The sequence below is a fragment of the Symbiopectobacterium sp. RP genome (assembly GCF_050472005.1).
Taxonomy (GTDB): domain Bacteria; phylum Pseudomonadota; class Gammaproteobacteria; order Enterobacterales; family Enterobacteriaceae; genus Symbiopectobacterium.
The window spans coordinates 1,216,988-1,230,096 of the sequence record NZ_JBGOGS010000002.1; the positions used below are offsets into that span (position 1 = coordinate 1,216,988).

A 13,109-nucleotide genomic window follows, 5' to 3' on the forward strand; every position below is an offset into this window, starting at 1 on the left:
CACGTTTGAGGCTAACGGCAGGAAAATCATGGTGGACAGTGATGCTATCGCTCATGCCTTTCCCTCGATAGTCAGTGAGGGAGAGTGCTTCATTACATTAAAAAATGGCCGACAGTTTCGAGCCAGAAATGTCAGTGAGCAGGATGTTGAGGGCGATCACGGTCTGTGGGTCGCTATGAGAAAGCAGATGTGAGGTTGATGAACGTGAAAAAGCCCTTGTTTTTGTCCGCCCGCCGGCGCTATGCTAGCCCGGCATCGACAGAATTCGATGTCGGGTTTAGCAGCCCGGATACCAAAGCGGACAGCCGCTCTTTCTCTTTGCGGTTTTTTTGCGTCCGTCAATACCACAGTTGCGCCCAGATTATGGTGGGGCGTAACGGGGGAGCGCGTGCGCTCGCCGGGTTCTTTGGTACCGGTCTGCTAACCCTGTTACGTCTCACCGCCCTGTTTAGCAGCGGGGTGGTGAGGTTGAAAAACCTTACCAAAGAGGCCGCCGCTATGGTTGCTACCCCTCCCCCCGCTTTACCTGAAACCCTGTCCCTTGACTGTTACCGCAAGCTGCACCGCGCGCGTGAAACCGCCCGCTGGCTCTCTCTCGATCTGCATACCCGCCCCCCTAATGAACTGACTCAATATTACCTGCCGTTTGTTTTTTCCTGGCTGGCCGATGACCTTGGCGCCATTCATCAAGAGCTGAGCGCGCGTGGCCTGTTTGCGGCCTTCCAGTCACCGCAGGAGGATGGCGATGACCATCAGTGATCCTGCTGCTATCACGTCTACCCCCGCGCCACGCGCGGGGGCCTACCCGTGGAACGACAAGCCCTTACTGCCGATTGATCGCGGTATCCCGACCTATGAGGAGATGCGCCGCGCCGCACGCCGTCAGGAAGACTATCTCCAGGCGAAAAAGCAGGTCGATAGCCAGTTGGAAAGCGTCAGCGCCAGCCTTTACTGGCGCTTTGACCAGCGCGAAAAACAAAAGCGGCTACGGCTGCCTGACGGTCTTTTGATAGGAGAGAGATTGATGAACGTGAAAAAGCCCTTGTTTTTGTCCGCCCGCCGGCGCTATGCTAGCCCGGCATCGACAGAATTCGATGTCGGGTTTAGCAGCCCGGATCTCCAGGCGGACAGCCGCTCTTTCTCTTTGCGGTTTTTTTGCGTCCGTCAATACCACAGTTGCGCCCAGATTATGGTGGGGCGTAACGGGGGAGCGCATGCGCTCGCCGGGTTCTTGGAGACCGGTCTGCTAACCCTGTTACGTCTCACCGCCCTGTTTAGCAGCGGGGGTGTGAGGTTGCAAAACCTTCTCCAGGAGGCCGCTACTATGGCTACTACCCCTACCCCCATTTTACCTGAAACCCTGTCCCTTGACTGTTACCGCAAGCTGCACCGCGCGCGTGAAACCGCCCGCTGGCTCTCTCTCGATCTGCATACCCGCCCCCCTAATGAACTGACTCAATATTACCTGCCGTTTGTTTTTTCCTGGCTGGCCGATGACCTTGGCGCCATTCATCAAGAGCTGAGCGCGCGTGGCCTGTTTGCGGCCTTCCAGTCACCGCAGGAGGATGGCGATGACCATCAGTGATCCTGCTGCTATCACGTCTACCCCCGCGCCACGCGCGGGGGCCTACCCGTGGAACGACAAGCCCTTACTGCCGATTGAACGCGGTATCCCGACCTATGAGGAGATGCGCCGCGCCGCACGCCGTCAGGAAGACTATCTTCAGGCGAAAAAGCAGGTCGATAGCCAGTTGGAAAGCGTCAGCGCCAGCCTTTACTGGCGCTTTGACCAGCGCGAAAAACAAAAGGGCATTGACAGTGCCCGCCGCTGGTTAACCGAGTCCGTGGTTAAGGTGATGTTGCCGCGCATTGCGCGTGTGAACGCCAGCTACCGCCTGGCGGAGATAGCCGATGACGATTTCTGTGCGCTGTTTGGCAAACGCGCAACCCAATCTCCCCAACATAATGGCGTGGTGGCGTTTTTGCGCCTGCGTACCCGGCGTAACCGCCTGCCCGACCTGGACAGCCAGGCGCTCAAATCCCTGGCTGACGACGTGGCCCATGTTGCCGCCACCGAACTGGCACGCCTGACCCACACGCAGGGAGATAACAGCGAGTGGCGTATCGTCCATGACCATTACCACCATCTGGCCCGTATCACCCGCTTGCTGGGTGCACCGCCGCCGCTCTGGGACAAGCTGGAAAAATGTTTCGTTCCCTTTGATGCCCAACCCGCCATCCGGCGAATGAGTGATGCGCGGTGGTGGCTGAACAGCCTGCGTCGTACCGCCAAACGCTGGTGTGAACATCTGGCCATCGCCATGGGGTATGTCCATAAGCATGCCTCCCCGAACGTCAGCACAACCGCCTTGCGTGACTGGCACGAGCAGCGGCGGCGCGCCAACGAGTGGCGCAAAAGCATGGATCTGGAAGATGAGGAGGGCAACCGCATCAACCTGATGGACGGCTATGCTGCCAGTCAGGCCAATCCCGCCATCCGGCGTACTGAACTGATGGTACGCATTCGGGGGTATGAGGATATCGCCAATGCTCAGGGTTATGTTGGCGAATTTGTCACCATTACCGCGCCCTCAAGCCATCACGCCACGCGGGAAAATGGACGGGTTAACCGTAAATGGAACGGGGCCAGCCCGGCAGACACTCAACGTTACCTCAATGGTGTCTGGGCCTGCGCCCGCGCCAAATGCCATCGTCAGGGTTTACGCTTTTTCGGTATGCGCTCTGCCGAGCCACACCATGACGGTACGCCGCATGCCCATTTACTGATATTTGCCCGCCCGGAAGAGATGGGCTGCATCCGTGAGATCCTGCGCGAGTATGCCATGGCGGCAGACAGCGACGAATTACGCAGTGCCGTCGCGGCAAACGCCCGGTTTGACGCAAAAGCTATCGATCCAGAAAAAGGCAGCGCCACCGGTTATGTCGCGAAATACATTTCGAAAAATATTGATGGCTATGCCCTGGACGGTGAAACCGATGACGAAAGCGGCAAGCCGTTAAAGGATCACGCGCAACACGCTACCGCCTGGTCTTCGCTCTGGGGCATTCGCCAGTTTCAGTTTATCGGCAGTGTTCCGGTAACGGTGTGGCGGGAGTTGCGACGGCTGAATGACAGTGAAACCGCCCGCGGCCTGAGTGTGGAGTTTGCCGCCTGTCACGAGGCGGCCAATGCGCCGGACTGGGCGGGGTATGTCAATGCCCAGGGCGGGCCAGTGGTCAAACGTGATGCGTTGGCGGTGCGCACCTGGTATCAGCCGACAGAGATACTGAATCAGTACGGTGAGGAGGTGCTGAATATCCGTGGGCTGTTTGACACAGTGGTGGGCGAGGATTCACCGATCCTGACCCGGTTGAAGCAGTGGAAGATTGTACCGAAGTTGGCCGTTGATGTGAGCAACGCGGACGCGTTGCCTCGGAGTTCTGTCACTAACTGTACGGGGGATCTGGGGCCGCCGACATCCGATTGGCGCAAACCCGCCTCTTTACCGACTTCTGGTCTATCCCTAGGGGAGCAAAGTAATTGACGCGAGATATAGCCAACCGACTTAAAAATGATTACAGCCAATGCCCTGATATGTGGCAAAAAAATACAGCTAATTGTTATCAAAATAATGTCGCTTGACTATATCGATATTGCCAGCGAAGCGAGGCGTTGTTCCGTGAACGCGCGATTGCTGAAGCAAGACGGCGTTACCGTCCGATGCCGATCACTGGCCGCTGCTACAGTTGTGAAGAGAAAACGCCCGGTAATTTTTGCTGTCCGGAATGCCGGTATGATTGGGAGAAGCACCAGTATGCCGGGCGGCAGCGCGGGGACAAGTCCGATAAGGTATCTAAGGTTAGTTATTCTTAAGCCTTTTAATAAGTTCCGCGTGTTTTTCCTGTGTACGCTTCATCGCCTCTTCAAAAGAGATCGCTTTTTTCTCTGGGAGAGTCGTGGTATTCAGCGTTTTTCCAAGGTGGCTAATTTGCTGTCTCCGTTGGTGTTCGCACATGTTGTTTTCCTTCTCTTTGTGTATTTTGTTGCCCAGAAAGACAAGAAATCATACATAAAAAGCACTTTGGCATGATTTTTGCTGAAAGTGACAACAAAGTCAGAAAAGGAAATTGAGTATAACGATATCAATAAAAACAGGTCTTATGTCTGCTTTGGTGCGCGAGCCTTAAAATAGCAATTTTGCAACGCCTACTATAAGGCCCCCTATCGCAATCATCTATCCAGCGAACCACATTAATAACTTGTTTGCTGATGTGGTAATGTCACTTTTCAATGCCATTCGCCCATTAATATCTGCAATTGTCTGGAGTGATTTCGCCACGTCCACCTTGATAGCAGAAACATCATTAGACAGACCGCGGACATCTGTTTTTAGATCAGAAACATCGCGTTTGATGTATTCAACATCACTTTCAAGTTTAGCTACACGAGTCTCTAACATATCATCCCCTCCGCCACCATCGCTACTTTTCAGGCGTTCCTGGTATAGTTTGTGCGCCACCGAAAAACTAGCCAGTTGTGAAACATTCGCATCCATCATTAGATCCTATGCACTATTTTCATTTTTGTTCAGTTTATCAAGCCAGTCCAGCACAGGGTGAATAGCAAAATGGCTGGTGAAACCACAGTTTTTGCAGATAAGGCGATATTGATAGTTAAGCACCGAATCATGAGGGGTGCCGTTGGCATTCAGGGTGATGTAATCCACATAGACAGGTGGATGGCTATCTGTTGATGCGCCTTCAACCCCAGCAGCGATTCGTCCGATCTGAGGTATACTCATCTCTGAACAATGACAGATTGGGCAACGTAACTCAGAAATGCCTCTTTCTGATAAAAAACAGGAAAACAGGTCAGGCGAAATTTTTTCCAGCCTTGAGCGCGTGGAGGGGTGCCCGCCTTCGCCGTCTCCCTGAAGCGTATTGGTTGGCATCAATACCTCGTAAAAATAAAAAAACCTGCGGCTCACTTTATACTGTTTGGCCTGCGCCCGGCAATAGCGATACTTCAAGCGTCGCGCCCGATTGTTTTGGCGGCACGATTTTTTTTACTGCAATTTTTCCCTTTCCGCCCAGTTCGGGCGCGGTCTGGGCTGATGCCGGTTTCGTACCTGCACAAAAATGATGACTTTCAGGTTATTTATTTTTCTTTAGCGGTCTGGCTTTCCAGCGCCTGACCAGCCATTCGAATTCCTGATAAGTGGTGTCCGATTTGATGTATTCCCTGATGACTTTTATCACTTACTGATATGTGAAAACGGACGCCCTTAAAACGATGATGATAACCTGCCTTAAAGAGGCGCGCCTCCCACATTCACGGGCATTTTTTCACTGCACAATAGTGCACAATTTTGCACAATTTTTTTGATGTGATTTTTACCCTTTCCGCCCAGTGCGGGCGCGGGCTGGACTGGGATCGGCCTCTGCACAAAAAACGAAGCGGATGTCGCGCGCAGGTGACGGGGGAGCAGCCCCCGCGAAGGGGGGTAGGCAGGGTGTCGGCTTGATGCATCAACATGCCGCCTGATTTCCGCCGTTCGGTGTGGGCGTCATGCATTTGGCAAGGCCGTGCGCAGACGCACGCCATCGCCTCACTGCGTGGCGCTAAAGCGCGTTGGGGTAGGGGTATTCTGTCGGTGAAATACGGGGACTTCAGCGGGAGGGGGTGCGTGGTGGTGTGAATACGTTTGAAGGAAAAACCGCCGCAAAGCGCGGCGGTGAAGTGGGTTACGCTTCGGCTTTCAGCAAGGCGTAAGGGTTGAAGCGGATCACGTCCATACCCAGCCAGTCATTCACATGCTTCAGCGCTTCCATGACCGGCATCAGTTCGTTGATGGCAAACACCCGTGCCGCTTTCTCAACGTCACCGAATGAGCCGTTGCCCTCCGGCATGGCCCCCATCAGTTGCGGCGGCACACGGTGCGCGGCAAGGATATCGTCACGGGTAACAGACTTGATATTCAGGAATTCATCCTTGGCCGATATCTGACTGAACGGGATGATTTGTACCCCCTTCTCGCCCCCGCCTGGCGCGTGCAATAACAGGTTTTTAAAAGCCCCTTTGCCGCGCGCGTTGGTCAGCGTCTTTTTCACGTTCTCCATGCTCTTGTCATCAACCTGTGATGCACCGATGTAGATGATGCACCCGGCGTGCGATCCGTTGTCGTAGTAGAGTTTGCGGAACATGTCGGCGGAGTGTGACAGGCTGGCCGACAGCATGGCCCCGATGTACTCCGGCATGCCGTAGATTTCCTGATGAATATCCGGGTTGATCACATGGCACACGCTGCCGGTATCAAACGGATGTTCGTCTTTCCACTGGCGGATAAACCAATAGGTTTCCAGGTCGCTACCACGCCGCGTGTACTTGGCCGGAACATGGCGCAATGACAGCACACCGCCGAGCCGGTTTATTCTGCGCTCCAGGTAGCCATTACCAAACACGAACCAGTCGAGCACAAAGGCAGAGAACGCCTGCCGTGATAACAACGGGTGCGGAATAAAACACCCGGTCAGCGCATTGCGTTTGAAATAGAGTGCTGACTGGTGCCATGACGCGCTACCGAAGGAACGCGCCAGCCCATACCAGTCAATCGGTGTCTCGTAGTAGCGCCCGTTATCGGCGCAATACATGTTATCCAGCAGATCATAACTGTCACGCACCGGATAAGGGCCATCGAACGTGAACGCGCTTAAACCGGGTTCGGTTTTCAGTGCGGTAGCCACATCCGGTTGCGTGGCTGTGTGGGAAGTGACGGTGCTGGCCACCCGTGTGTAGCGCTGTTTCTTGCCCATCAGAACTCCATGGCAAAACCGCCGCCGCCGAATTCCTGGCCGAGCGGTTCATTGATGATTGATAGCATGGTTGACCAGGCCAGATCGCCGTGATTTGAACCGCGCGTGCGGTCAGAGTCATAGGTAATGATGCCGCCGGGGGTGGTTATGCGGCGCACGGTGTTAAAGGCTTTGACAAGCGCCTGTTCGCTACGATCATACTCCCACCGTCCCGCGCGGATCACCTGCAACATCTTCAACACCAACGCGCGTTTGGACGACACCGACATCAGGTAACACACCGCCGCCGGAAAGCGTTTTTTCACCAACTGATAAACGGCTTCCCCTATGCCAGTGCCGTCAATCGCGATGTGCTGTACGTTGTATCTGAAGGTCAATGCTTCTATCACTCTGGCCTGTTCTTCAAACTCAAGCCCGCGTATCTGCTGGGTTTCGATGGTACGGAATTTTCCCCCGGCCACCAGGGGTGGCACGGTCACGGTAATGCCGCCGCTGTCACCGTTGCCGCTGCCGCCGTTGGCATCGTAACCAATCCACACCCCGCGATCAGCCATGGGGCGAGACGCAAATGGCTTCCAGTCCGGCCACTCGTCGTAGCCGTCGGCGCCGCAACTGAACAGCAGGTTAAGGTTAAAGGCGCTTTCCCCGTCCCGTACGAACTCACAGCAATACAGATTCTGGTATTCGTCCGGGCTGTTCTCATCCTTGATTTCGTCAGGGTCGGTGTATTCCCAGCCGTGATCGATAGCGTCTTGCAAGGTGACTATCTGACGCCAGGTTTTATCCGGGCACAGCAAGCCGCTGTTAAGCGTTTTCCATGACACATCAAAATCCATCTTCTGCGCCTTGCTGCGCTTTTCATTCCAGCGCGCGCCGGTCCAGAACGGGTAGGCTTCATGGGTTTCACTGGAGGGCGTCGAGAAATAGGTACGGGTCAGCCCTTTCAGGGTGGCCATGGCCCCGGCGACCTTGCGCAGGTTGGCAAAGTGGCTTGTCCAGAAGAATTCATCAAAGAACAGGTTGCCGGTATAGGACTGCGCGGTAGCGGCAGAGGTGCCGAGAAAATGCAACTGAGCGCCATTGCTCAACACAATTTTATCGCCGCCTTTTAATTCAACATCGACCTCTTGCGCCACCTGCTGAATAAAGCCCCGGAACTGGTGCGCCTGGCGGCGCGACGCCGACAAAAAGATTTGATGGCGCTGATAGCCCTGTTTCACATCATCACGCAGTGCTTGCAACAGGGCTTCACGGGCGAAATACCAGGTGGCGCCAATCTGGCGCGATTTCAGGATCATCCGGTTACGGCGTGCCCGCTCTGCGTACCATCCCGTTTGATGCCAGGCCAGAGAGCCCAATATCTTTTCACGTAATGCGGCGATCTGCGCTTCTGAAAAATGGTTCCTGGCCTTGCGCTGGCGCGGTTTCTTGCCGCCTGCGGCTTCCGCGGGCTGTACAGCGCTGAGCTTTTTCAACTGCCTTGTGAGCAGGTCAATTTCCTTAAAATCCCCACCGGTTTTTGCCTGCTTGTCTGTAAGCTGGATAAGGCGTGCGTCAACGGACTGCCGCACGCGCTGAACGGGGGGGGTTTCATCCCATTGGTCGCGCTTCCTCCAGGCATACAGCGTGTTCTGATTGATACCCATCCGGCGCGAGATTTCCGCCGGTGGGTACCCCTGCCAGTAAAGTTGTTTTGCTTTTAGCCTTACAAAAGTGTCCTGGATCATGCGCCTTCCCCCTTTGCCGGGAAGATTACCGCGCGCGCGAACCGTCCTTCGCCCCCTTTTTGTTCTGCGCGCGCGCTGACAACAAAACCGCGTTGAGGCCGCCCGTGACGCTCTGCCATCATGAGGCCACTGACACCACATGACAGGACAAAAAGGCATGAGTGCAACAACCAGACCCCCCCGTAAAACATTCCGGGTCGCTGTCTCCGGCTCCACCGTTGACGGGCGCGAAATCAGCCCCGAACACTTGCGTGACGCCGCCGCCAATTACCGCACGGATGTGTATGGCGCACGCGTCAACGTAGAGCACTACCTTTCAATGCTGCCCAATAGCGACTTTGGCGCGATGGGGGATGTGACCGCGTTAAGCACGGAAGATATTCGCGAAGGGCCGCTTGCCGGGCGCACCGCACTCTATGCGGAGATCGAACCCTCGGCGCGCATGAAGCAACTGACCGATGAAGGCAAGAAGGTGTATTCCAGTATTGAGTTGCACCCGCAGTTTGCGCTCAACGGCAAGGCGTATGTGGTGGGGCTTGCCATGACCGACACCCCGGCCAGCCTTGGCACTGAGCGCCTCAGGTTTGCCGCCCAGCAGCGCGCACACGTTCAGGCATTCAACCAGCAGCAGGGTGAAACGCCGCTGTTTTCTGATGCCCTGGAGGTGGAAATCCTCGAACTTGCGAGCCAACACAGCGATGAGGGGAAACAGTGGTATTCCCGTGTGATGGGGATCATTGGCAAGGGCCGTAAATCTGACAGCGAACAGTTCACCCAGGTACGCGAAGCGGTGGAGAACGTCGCGCAATCCCATGCTGACCTGCTGGATAAATTCTACGACCAGACGGCGCAGCGCCAGCAGGAGAGTCAGGCCATTCAAAAGCTGAATACCGAACTGGCCGCGCTCAGGCAAATGCTGGCGACACAGGATAACAGCTTCACCCAACGCCCAGCGGCCCCCGGCGCAACCAGCGGCGCACAGTTGGCCGATTTTTAAGCCCCGTCAAGCGAGAAAAGCGAACATGGAAAATACCACCCGTAAACTTTACAACGAGTACCTTGCCCGTCAGGCGCAGCTTAACGGTGTGCAGCCCGGTGACATCGCGAAAACGTTTAGCGTTGAGCCGTCGGTGCAGCAGCGTTTTGAACAAGCCGCGATGGAAGGCGACGACTTTCTCAAGCAAATTAACGTGTTTGGGGTGAAGCAACAGGAAGGTCAAAAAATCCTGATCGGCAGCAAGGGGCCGATGGCCAACACCCACAACAGCAGTGACGGCACTTCACGCCGTAACCCGGTTGATAATCATGCCAAAGAGCCGAACAGCTACCATTGCCGTAAGGTCAACTATGACTCAGCCGTCAACTATGCCCAGCTTGATGCCTGGTCACAGCAGCCAAACTTTCAGGCGCTGATCAGTCAGGCCAATGCACGGCAAATCGGCCTTGACCGCATCATGATCGGTTTTAACGGCACCACCTACGCCGAAAAATCTGATCGTGCGTCCCATTCGTTATTGCAGGATTGTGGCATCGGCTGGCTGCAAAAAATCCGCAATGAGGCGAACCACCGTATTATCAAAAATGTCACGCTCACCTCGCGTGATGAGGATAACAGGGTGATCGCCAAAGGCACCTACGGCAACATCGATACCGCCGTTTTTGATGCGAAAAACACCCTGCTTGATCCCTGGCATCGCAAGGCCCCTGATCTGGTCGTCATCATGGCGTCTGATCTGCTGACCGCAAGCAACTTCCCCAAACTCAACGCGCTGAGCCAGAGCAACCCCAACACCGAATTACTGGCCGGTCAGTTGATTGTCAGTCAGGAGCGTGTCGGCGGATTACCGACCTTCCTCGCCCCTTATTTCCCGTCGAATGGGGTGCTAATTACCGCCTTCAAAAACCTGTCGCTTTACTACCAGTTGGGTGGCCTGCGCCGCAGCATGATTGAAGAGCCGCACTACAACCGCATTGCGACCTACCAGTCTTCTAACGATGACTTTGTGGTCGAGGATTACGGCAAGACGGCCTTTATCGACGGTATCCAGTTTGCCAGGGCGAAGGCAGAAGGCGCGGGTGAATAATGCACGGCGGGGAAAACCCCGCCCTGACGGGAGAGCACGTGATGCTGACACCAGCACAGCGACATTTTCAGCAGGTCATGGCCGAACGGCGCGGGCAGGTTGATGAACAATCTGATATCGCGCGCACGGCCCATGAAGAGATCTTGCACCGCCTGCGCCTTGATATGGCGTCACTGAGCCGGGTGCAGTCGGACGTCACCAAAGCCGAAATGAAAAAAGGCCTCTTACCTGCCTATGCGGGCTGGATTGACGGCACGATCGAGGGGGATAGCGGGCGTCAGGATGAAGTGATCGCCACCTTGATGGTCTGGGCCATTGACTGTCAGGACAGCGCGCTGGCGCTGAAGTTGGGGCGCTATGTGGTGAAGCATGGTCTGTCTTTACCTGCCGACCGGTTCCGCCGCGATGCAGTCACCGTATTGGTTGAGGAAATGAGTAACCCGGTGCTGACGCTGGCAACCACCAACGCAGAGGCCGACTTGTCCGCTTATACCGCGACGCTGGATGAAATCGCGGCGATGGTCACCGGAAAAGATATGCCCGATGAAGTGCGCGCCAAGTTGTGCAAAGCCCGTGCGTTCTGCCGTCGTGCAACCCGCGATGCCGAAACCAAAAGCGAAGCGCTGAAGCTGTTCCGTGAGGCTATCAGCCTCAATCCCAACGCCGGGGTGAAAAAAGAGATTGCCGGACTGGCGCGTGAGCTAAAGACGTTGATGCCCGCCAGTGACCAGACGGCAGCCAGTGAAAACACGGCGGCGGCCAGCGCGCCCACTCTGGCGGCCAAACGCACCACGGCGCGTAAAGGCACACGCAAAACGGCAACGGGGAAAACACCCCGGCTACGTAAAACCACCAGACAGATTTGACGACTTCGGCCCCGTCCGACAGGCGGCGCACGCGGTTTTCTGCCCGTTACGGTCTTTTGACCGCGCGCCCACCGCCTGACTTTTGGGAGATGTGATGATGAGCCTGGTAGCAACCAAACGCATTACCCCTGCGGCCAGTGACGTAGCAGACATTGACGAGGGCGAGGCAAGCGTGAGCGGCGGTGATTTCTGGCCGCCTATCCTGTTGCGTGAATTGCGTCTTGCGGTACGTATTACCGGCGGTATTACCACCACGCGCCTGATGCATGTTGCTACAGAAGCGGTGATCCACGTCACCGATCAGCTGGCGGGCTGGCAGCACGCGCAGGAGTCCGCGGGTTATCGCACATTGCAGAACGTGCCTGCGCGTCAAGTCAATAACGAAAACGTGAAGGTATACCGCTACAGGAATGCGGTTTATGCCCTGAGTCGTGCGGCATTGCTGGAGCGTCATCGTGATGTGGATACCACGCCCAAAGGCGACAGGGAAACGGACACCGTTGAGAAGCAGGTTGACGATCTGTGGCGTGATGCGCGCTGGAGCATTGCCGATATTCGCGGCGCTGAGCGGCTTTTTGCGGAGCTTTGCTGATGAGGGTTAACGCGCTGCAAGGCGATACGGTGGATTTGCTCTGTTACCGCCATTACGGCACCTCGCAGGGGATTACCGAGCAGGTGATTGCTGCCAATCCGGGCCTGAGCCGCCAGATTTTTCTTAACGCCGGTCAGGCGGTGGAGTTACCGGACATGACCCGTAAAGCAGAACAGGAAACGGTGCAGTTATGGGACTAAGTGATTTGCAGCGTCTTAATGACTGGGTGACCTTCGCCATGTCAGCCATGGTTACCGGCATCGGCGTGATGACCGTCAGTGAAAAAGTGGCGCTGGCCGGTCTGATCGTTGGCGTGATCACCGCCTGGCGCGCCTGGTTGTTCCGGCGTCGTATCGAGCAGGCACAACGCCGCCGCAATGACTTGATCGAGCAGATATTACGGCAGACTGAACACCGTGCCATGACCGAATCTGAACGCCGCACCGTGGCCATTTTGCATCAGGGAGACGTTGACGATGAAACCCGTTGTTAAACGTTGTTCTATCGCCCTGATCGTTCTGCTTGGTGCCTCTCTCACACCGGGTGCACTGCGCACATCGTCGGAAGCGCAGCAAAAAACCGCCCGTTGGGAAGATTGCCGCCAGTCGGCCTATTACTGCCCGGCAGGTGTGTTGACGGTCGGGATTGGCTCTACCGGCAATGTGCAAAAACACGCGTACAGCAACGAAGAGATTGCACGGCGCTGGGTGAACGATATGCAGCGGGCAGAAAACTGCATCAACAGCAGCTTTGAGGGGCAGTCCATGCCGCAATCCCCCTTTGATGCGATGACCGATGCGGCGTTCAACGTCGGGTGTACCGGCCTGATGTGGTTTACCAACGCGCAGGGCAGCAAGCAGCGCACCACGATTTGGAAACATGCGCAGGCGCATGAGTGGGTCGCTATGTGTGACCGGTTAACGGATTTCGTTAACAGCGCTGGCAAACGCTCCGCCGGGCTGGTGGATCGCCGTACTGACTTTAAAGCCTGGTGCCTGCGCGATGTGAGTACGACGCCATGAGGCTC

General features: G+C 55.9%; 16 protein-coding genes and 1 pseudogene. 12 read left to right on the forward strand and 5 right to left on the reverse strand.

Annotated elements, in window-relative coordinates; genetic code table 11:
• Positions 1 to 198: 198 nt before the first annotated feature.
• Genes ACD630_RS25525 through ACD630_RS25540 form a run of 4 tightly spaced genes read left to right on the forward strand, consistent with a single transcriptional unit; the run spans position 199 to position 4,091 of the window.
• Positions 199 to 759, forward strand: a complete 561-nt coding sequence (locus tag ACD630_RS25525; RefSeq protein WP_430360815.1) for a hypothetical protein — start codon at positions 199 to 201, stop codon at positions 757 to 759.
• Positions 740 to 1,585, forward strand: coding sequence for a hypothetical protein (locus ACD630_RS25530; protein WP_430360814.1), 846 nt, complete (start codon positions 740 to 742; stop codon positions 1,583 to 1,585). Before ACD630_RS25525 ends, ACD630_RS25530 begins: the two co-directional genes overlap by 20 nt.
• On the forward strand, positions 1,566 to 3,545 hold the full coding sequence (locus ACD630_RS25535; RefSeq protein ID WP_430360813.1) for a replication endonuclease: 1,980 nt from the start codon (positions 1,566 to 1,568) through the stop codon (positions 3,543 to 3,545). Before ACD630_RS25530 ends, ACD630_RS25535 begins: the two co-directional genes overlap by 20 nt.
• A 27-nt stretch (positions 3,546 to 3,572) precedes the next feature.
• Positions 3,573 to 4,091, forward strand: coding sequence for a hypothetical protein (locus ACD630_RS25540; protein ID WP_430360812.1), 519 nt, complete (start codon positions 3,573 to 3,575; stop codon positions 4,089 to 4,091).
• Positions 4,092 to 4,235: 144 nt separating this feature from the next.
• On the opposite strand, the gene ACD630_RS25545 is transcribed toward ACD630_RS25540, so the two are convergent.
• From ACD630_RS25545 to ACD630_RS25555, 3 genes and pseudogenes are all read right to left on the reverse strand, one after another.
• On the reverse strand, positions 4,236 to 4,559 hold the full coding sequence (locus tag ACD630_RS25545) for a hypothetical protein (RefSeq protein WP_430360811.1): 324 nt from the start codon (positions 4,557 to 4,559) through the stop codon (positions 4,236 to 4,238).
• Between the two features lie 6 nt (positions 4,560 to 4,565).
• Positions 4,566 to 5,030 (reverse strand): hypothetical protein, encoded by a 465-nt coding sequence (locus tag ACD630_RS25550; protein WP_430360810.1) that lies wholly within the window; start codon positions 5,028 to 5,030, stop codon positions 4,566 to 4,568.
• A gap of 124 nt (positions 5,031 to 5,154) precedes the next feature.
• Positions 5,155 to 5,259: pseudogene (locus tag ACD630_RS25555) on the reverse strand (DUF4760 domain-containing protein); the annotation flags it as partial.
• Between the two features lie 275 nt (positions 5,260 to 5,534).
• Between ACD630_RS25555 and ACD630_RS25560 the strand changes: the two are divergent.
• Complete coding sequence (locus ACD630_RS25560; protein WP_430360809.1) at positions 5,535 to 5,699, forward strand: hypothetical protein; 165 nt, start codon at positions 5,535 to 5,537, stop codon at positions 5,697 to 5,699.
• Between the two features lie 46 nt (positions 5,700 to 5,745).
• Here the strand turns inward: ACD630_RS25560 and ACD630_RS25565 are convergent, their stop codons facing one another.
• Both ACD630_RS25565 and ACD630_RS25570 read right to left on the reverse strand, forming a co-directional pair.
• Positions 5,746 to 6,813, reverse strand: a complete 1,068-nt coding sequence (locus tag ACD630_RS25565; RefSeq protein WP_430360808.1) for a phage portal protein — start codon at positions 6,811 to 6,813, stop codon at positions 5,746 to 5,748.
• Entirely contained in the window at positions 6,813 to 8,540 is a 1,728-nt protein-coding gene (locus ACD630_RS25570; RefSeq protein WP_430360807.1) for a terminase large subunit domain-containing protein, read from the reverse strand. Before ACD630_RS25570 ends, ACD630_RS25565 begins: the two co-directional genes overlap by 1 nt.
• A gap of 157 nt (positions 8,541 to 8,697) precedes the next feature.
• On the opposite strand from ACD630_RS25570, the gene ACD630_RS25575 reads away from it, so the two are divergent.
• From ACD630_RS25575 to ACD630_RS25605, 7 genes are all read left to right on the forward strand, one after another.
• Positions 8,698 to 9,537: a GPO family capsid scaffolding protein gene (locus ACD630_RS25575; protein ID WP_430360806.1), complete on the forward strand. Its 840-nt coding sequence runs from the start codon at positions 8,698 to 8,700 to the stop codon at positions 9,535 to 9,537.
• Positions 9,538 to 9,562: 25 nt separating this feature from the next.
• Positions 9,563 to 10,624 carry a phage major capsid protein, P2 family gene (locus tag ACD630_RS25580; RefSeq protein WP_430360805.1) on the forward strand — a complete coding sequence of 354 codons (1,062 nt, stop codon included), beginning with the start codon at positions 9,563 to 9,565 and terminating at the stop codon, positions 10,622 to 10,624.
• Positions 10,625 to 10,665: 41 nt separating this feature from the next.
• Complete coding sequence (gene gpM / locus ACD630_RS25585) at positions 10,666 to 11,490, forward strand: phage terminase small subunit (protein ID WP_430360804.1); 825 nt, start codon at positions 10,666 to 10,668, stop codon at positions 11,488 to 11,490.
• Between the two features lie 97 nt (positions 11,491 to 11,587).
• Positions 11,588 to 12,082: a head completion/stabilization protein gene (locus ACD630_RS25590; protein WP_430360803.1), complete on the forward strand. Its 495-nt coding sequence runs from the start codon at positions 11,588 to 11,590 to the stop codon at positions 12,080 to 12,082.
• Positions 12,082 to 12,282: a tail protein X gene (locus tag ACD630_RS25595; protein WP_430360802.1), complete on the forward strand. Its 201-nt coding sequence runs from the start codon at positions 12,082 to 12,084 to the stop codon at positions 12,280 to 12,282. The genes ACD630_RS25590 and ACD630_RS25595 overlap by 1 nt, the downstream gene beginning before the upstream one ends.
• Complete coding sequence (locus ACD630_RS25600) at positions 12,273 to 12,575, forward strand: phage tail protein (protein WP_430360801.1); 303 nt, start codon at positions 12,273 to 12,275, stop codon at positions 12,573 to 12,575. The genes ACD630_RS25595 and ACD630_RS25600 overlap by 10 nt, the downstream gene beginning before the upstream one ends.
• Positions 12,559 to 13,104 carry a lysozyme gene (locus tag ACD630_RS25605; protein ID WP_430361262.1) on the forward strand — a complete coding sequence of 182 codons (546 nt, stop codon included), beginning with the start codon at positions 12,559 to 12,561 and terminating at the stop codon, positions 13,102 to 13,104. Before ACD630_RS25600 ends, ACD630_RS25605 begins: the two co-directional genes overlap by 17 nt.
• The last annotated feature ends 5 nt before the right edge of the window (positions 13,105 to 13,109 follow it).

Coding starts and splice junctions, on each gene's coding strand:
- ACD630_RS25525 (WP_430360815.1), top strand. CDS start 199: ATGAACGTGAAAAAGCCCTTGTTTTTGTCCGCCCGCCGGCGCTATGCT.
- ACD630_RS25530 (WP_430360814.1), top strand. CDS start 740: ATGGCGATGACCATCAGTGATCCTGCTGCTATCACGTCTACCCCCGCG.
- ACD630_RS25535 (WP_430360813.1), top strand. CDS start 1,566: ATGGCGATGACCATCAGTGATCCTGCTGCTATCACGTCTACCCCCGCG.
- ACD630_RS25540 (WP_430360812.1), top strand. CDS start 3,573: ATGATTACAGCCAATGCCCTGATATGTGGCAAAAAAATACAGCTAATT.
- ACD630_RS25545 (WP_430360811.1), bottom strand. CDS start 4,559: ATGATGGATGCGAATGTTTCACAACTGGCTAGTTTTTCGGTGGCGCAC.
- ACD630_RS25560 (WP_430360809.1), top strand. CDS start 5,535: ATGCCGCCTGATTTCCGCCGTTCGGTGTGGGCGTCATGCATTTGGCAA.
- ACD630_RS25565 (WP_430360808.1), bottom strand. CDS start 6,813: ATGGGCAAGAAACAGCGCTACACACGGGTGGCCAGCACCGTCACTTCC.
- ACD630_RS25570 (WP_430360807.1), bottom strand. CDS start 8,540: ATGATCCAGGACACTTTTGTAAGGCTAAAAGCAAAACAACTTTACTGG.
- ACD630_RS25575 (WP_430360806.1), top strand. CDS start 8,698: ATGAGTGCAACAACCAGACCCCCCCGTAAAACATTCCGGGTCGCTGTC.
- ACD630_RS25580 (WP_430360805.1), top strand. CDS start 9,563: ATGGAAAATACCACCCGTAAACTTTACAACGAGTACCTTGCCCGTCAG.
- gpM (WP_430360804.1), top strand. CDS start 10,666: ATGCTGACACCAGCACAGCGACATTTTCAGCAGGTCATGGCCGAACGG.
- ACD630_RS25590 (WP_430360803.1), top strand. CDS start 11,588: ATGAGCCTGGTAGCAACCAAACGCATTACCCCTGCGGCCAGTGACGTA.
- ACD630_RS25595 (WP_430360802.1), top strand. CDS start 12,082: ATGAGGGTTAACGCGCTGCAAGGCGATACGGTGGATTTGCTCTGTTAC.
- ACD630_RS25600 (WP_430360801.1), top strand. CDS start 12,273: ATGGGACTAAGTGATTTGCAGCGTCTTAATGACTGGGTGACCTTCGCC.
- ACD630_RS25605 (WP_430361262.1), top strand. CDS start 12,559: ATGAAACCCGTTGTTAAACGTTGTTCTATCGCCCTGATCGTTCTGCTT.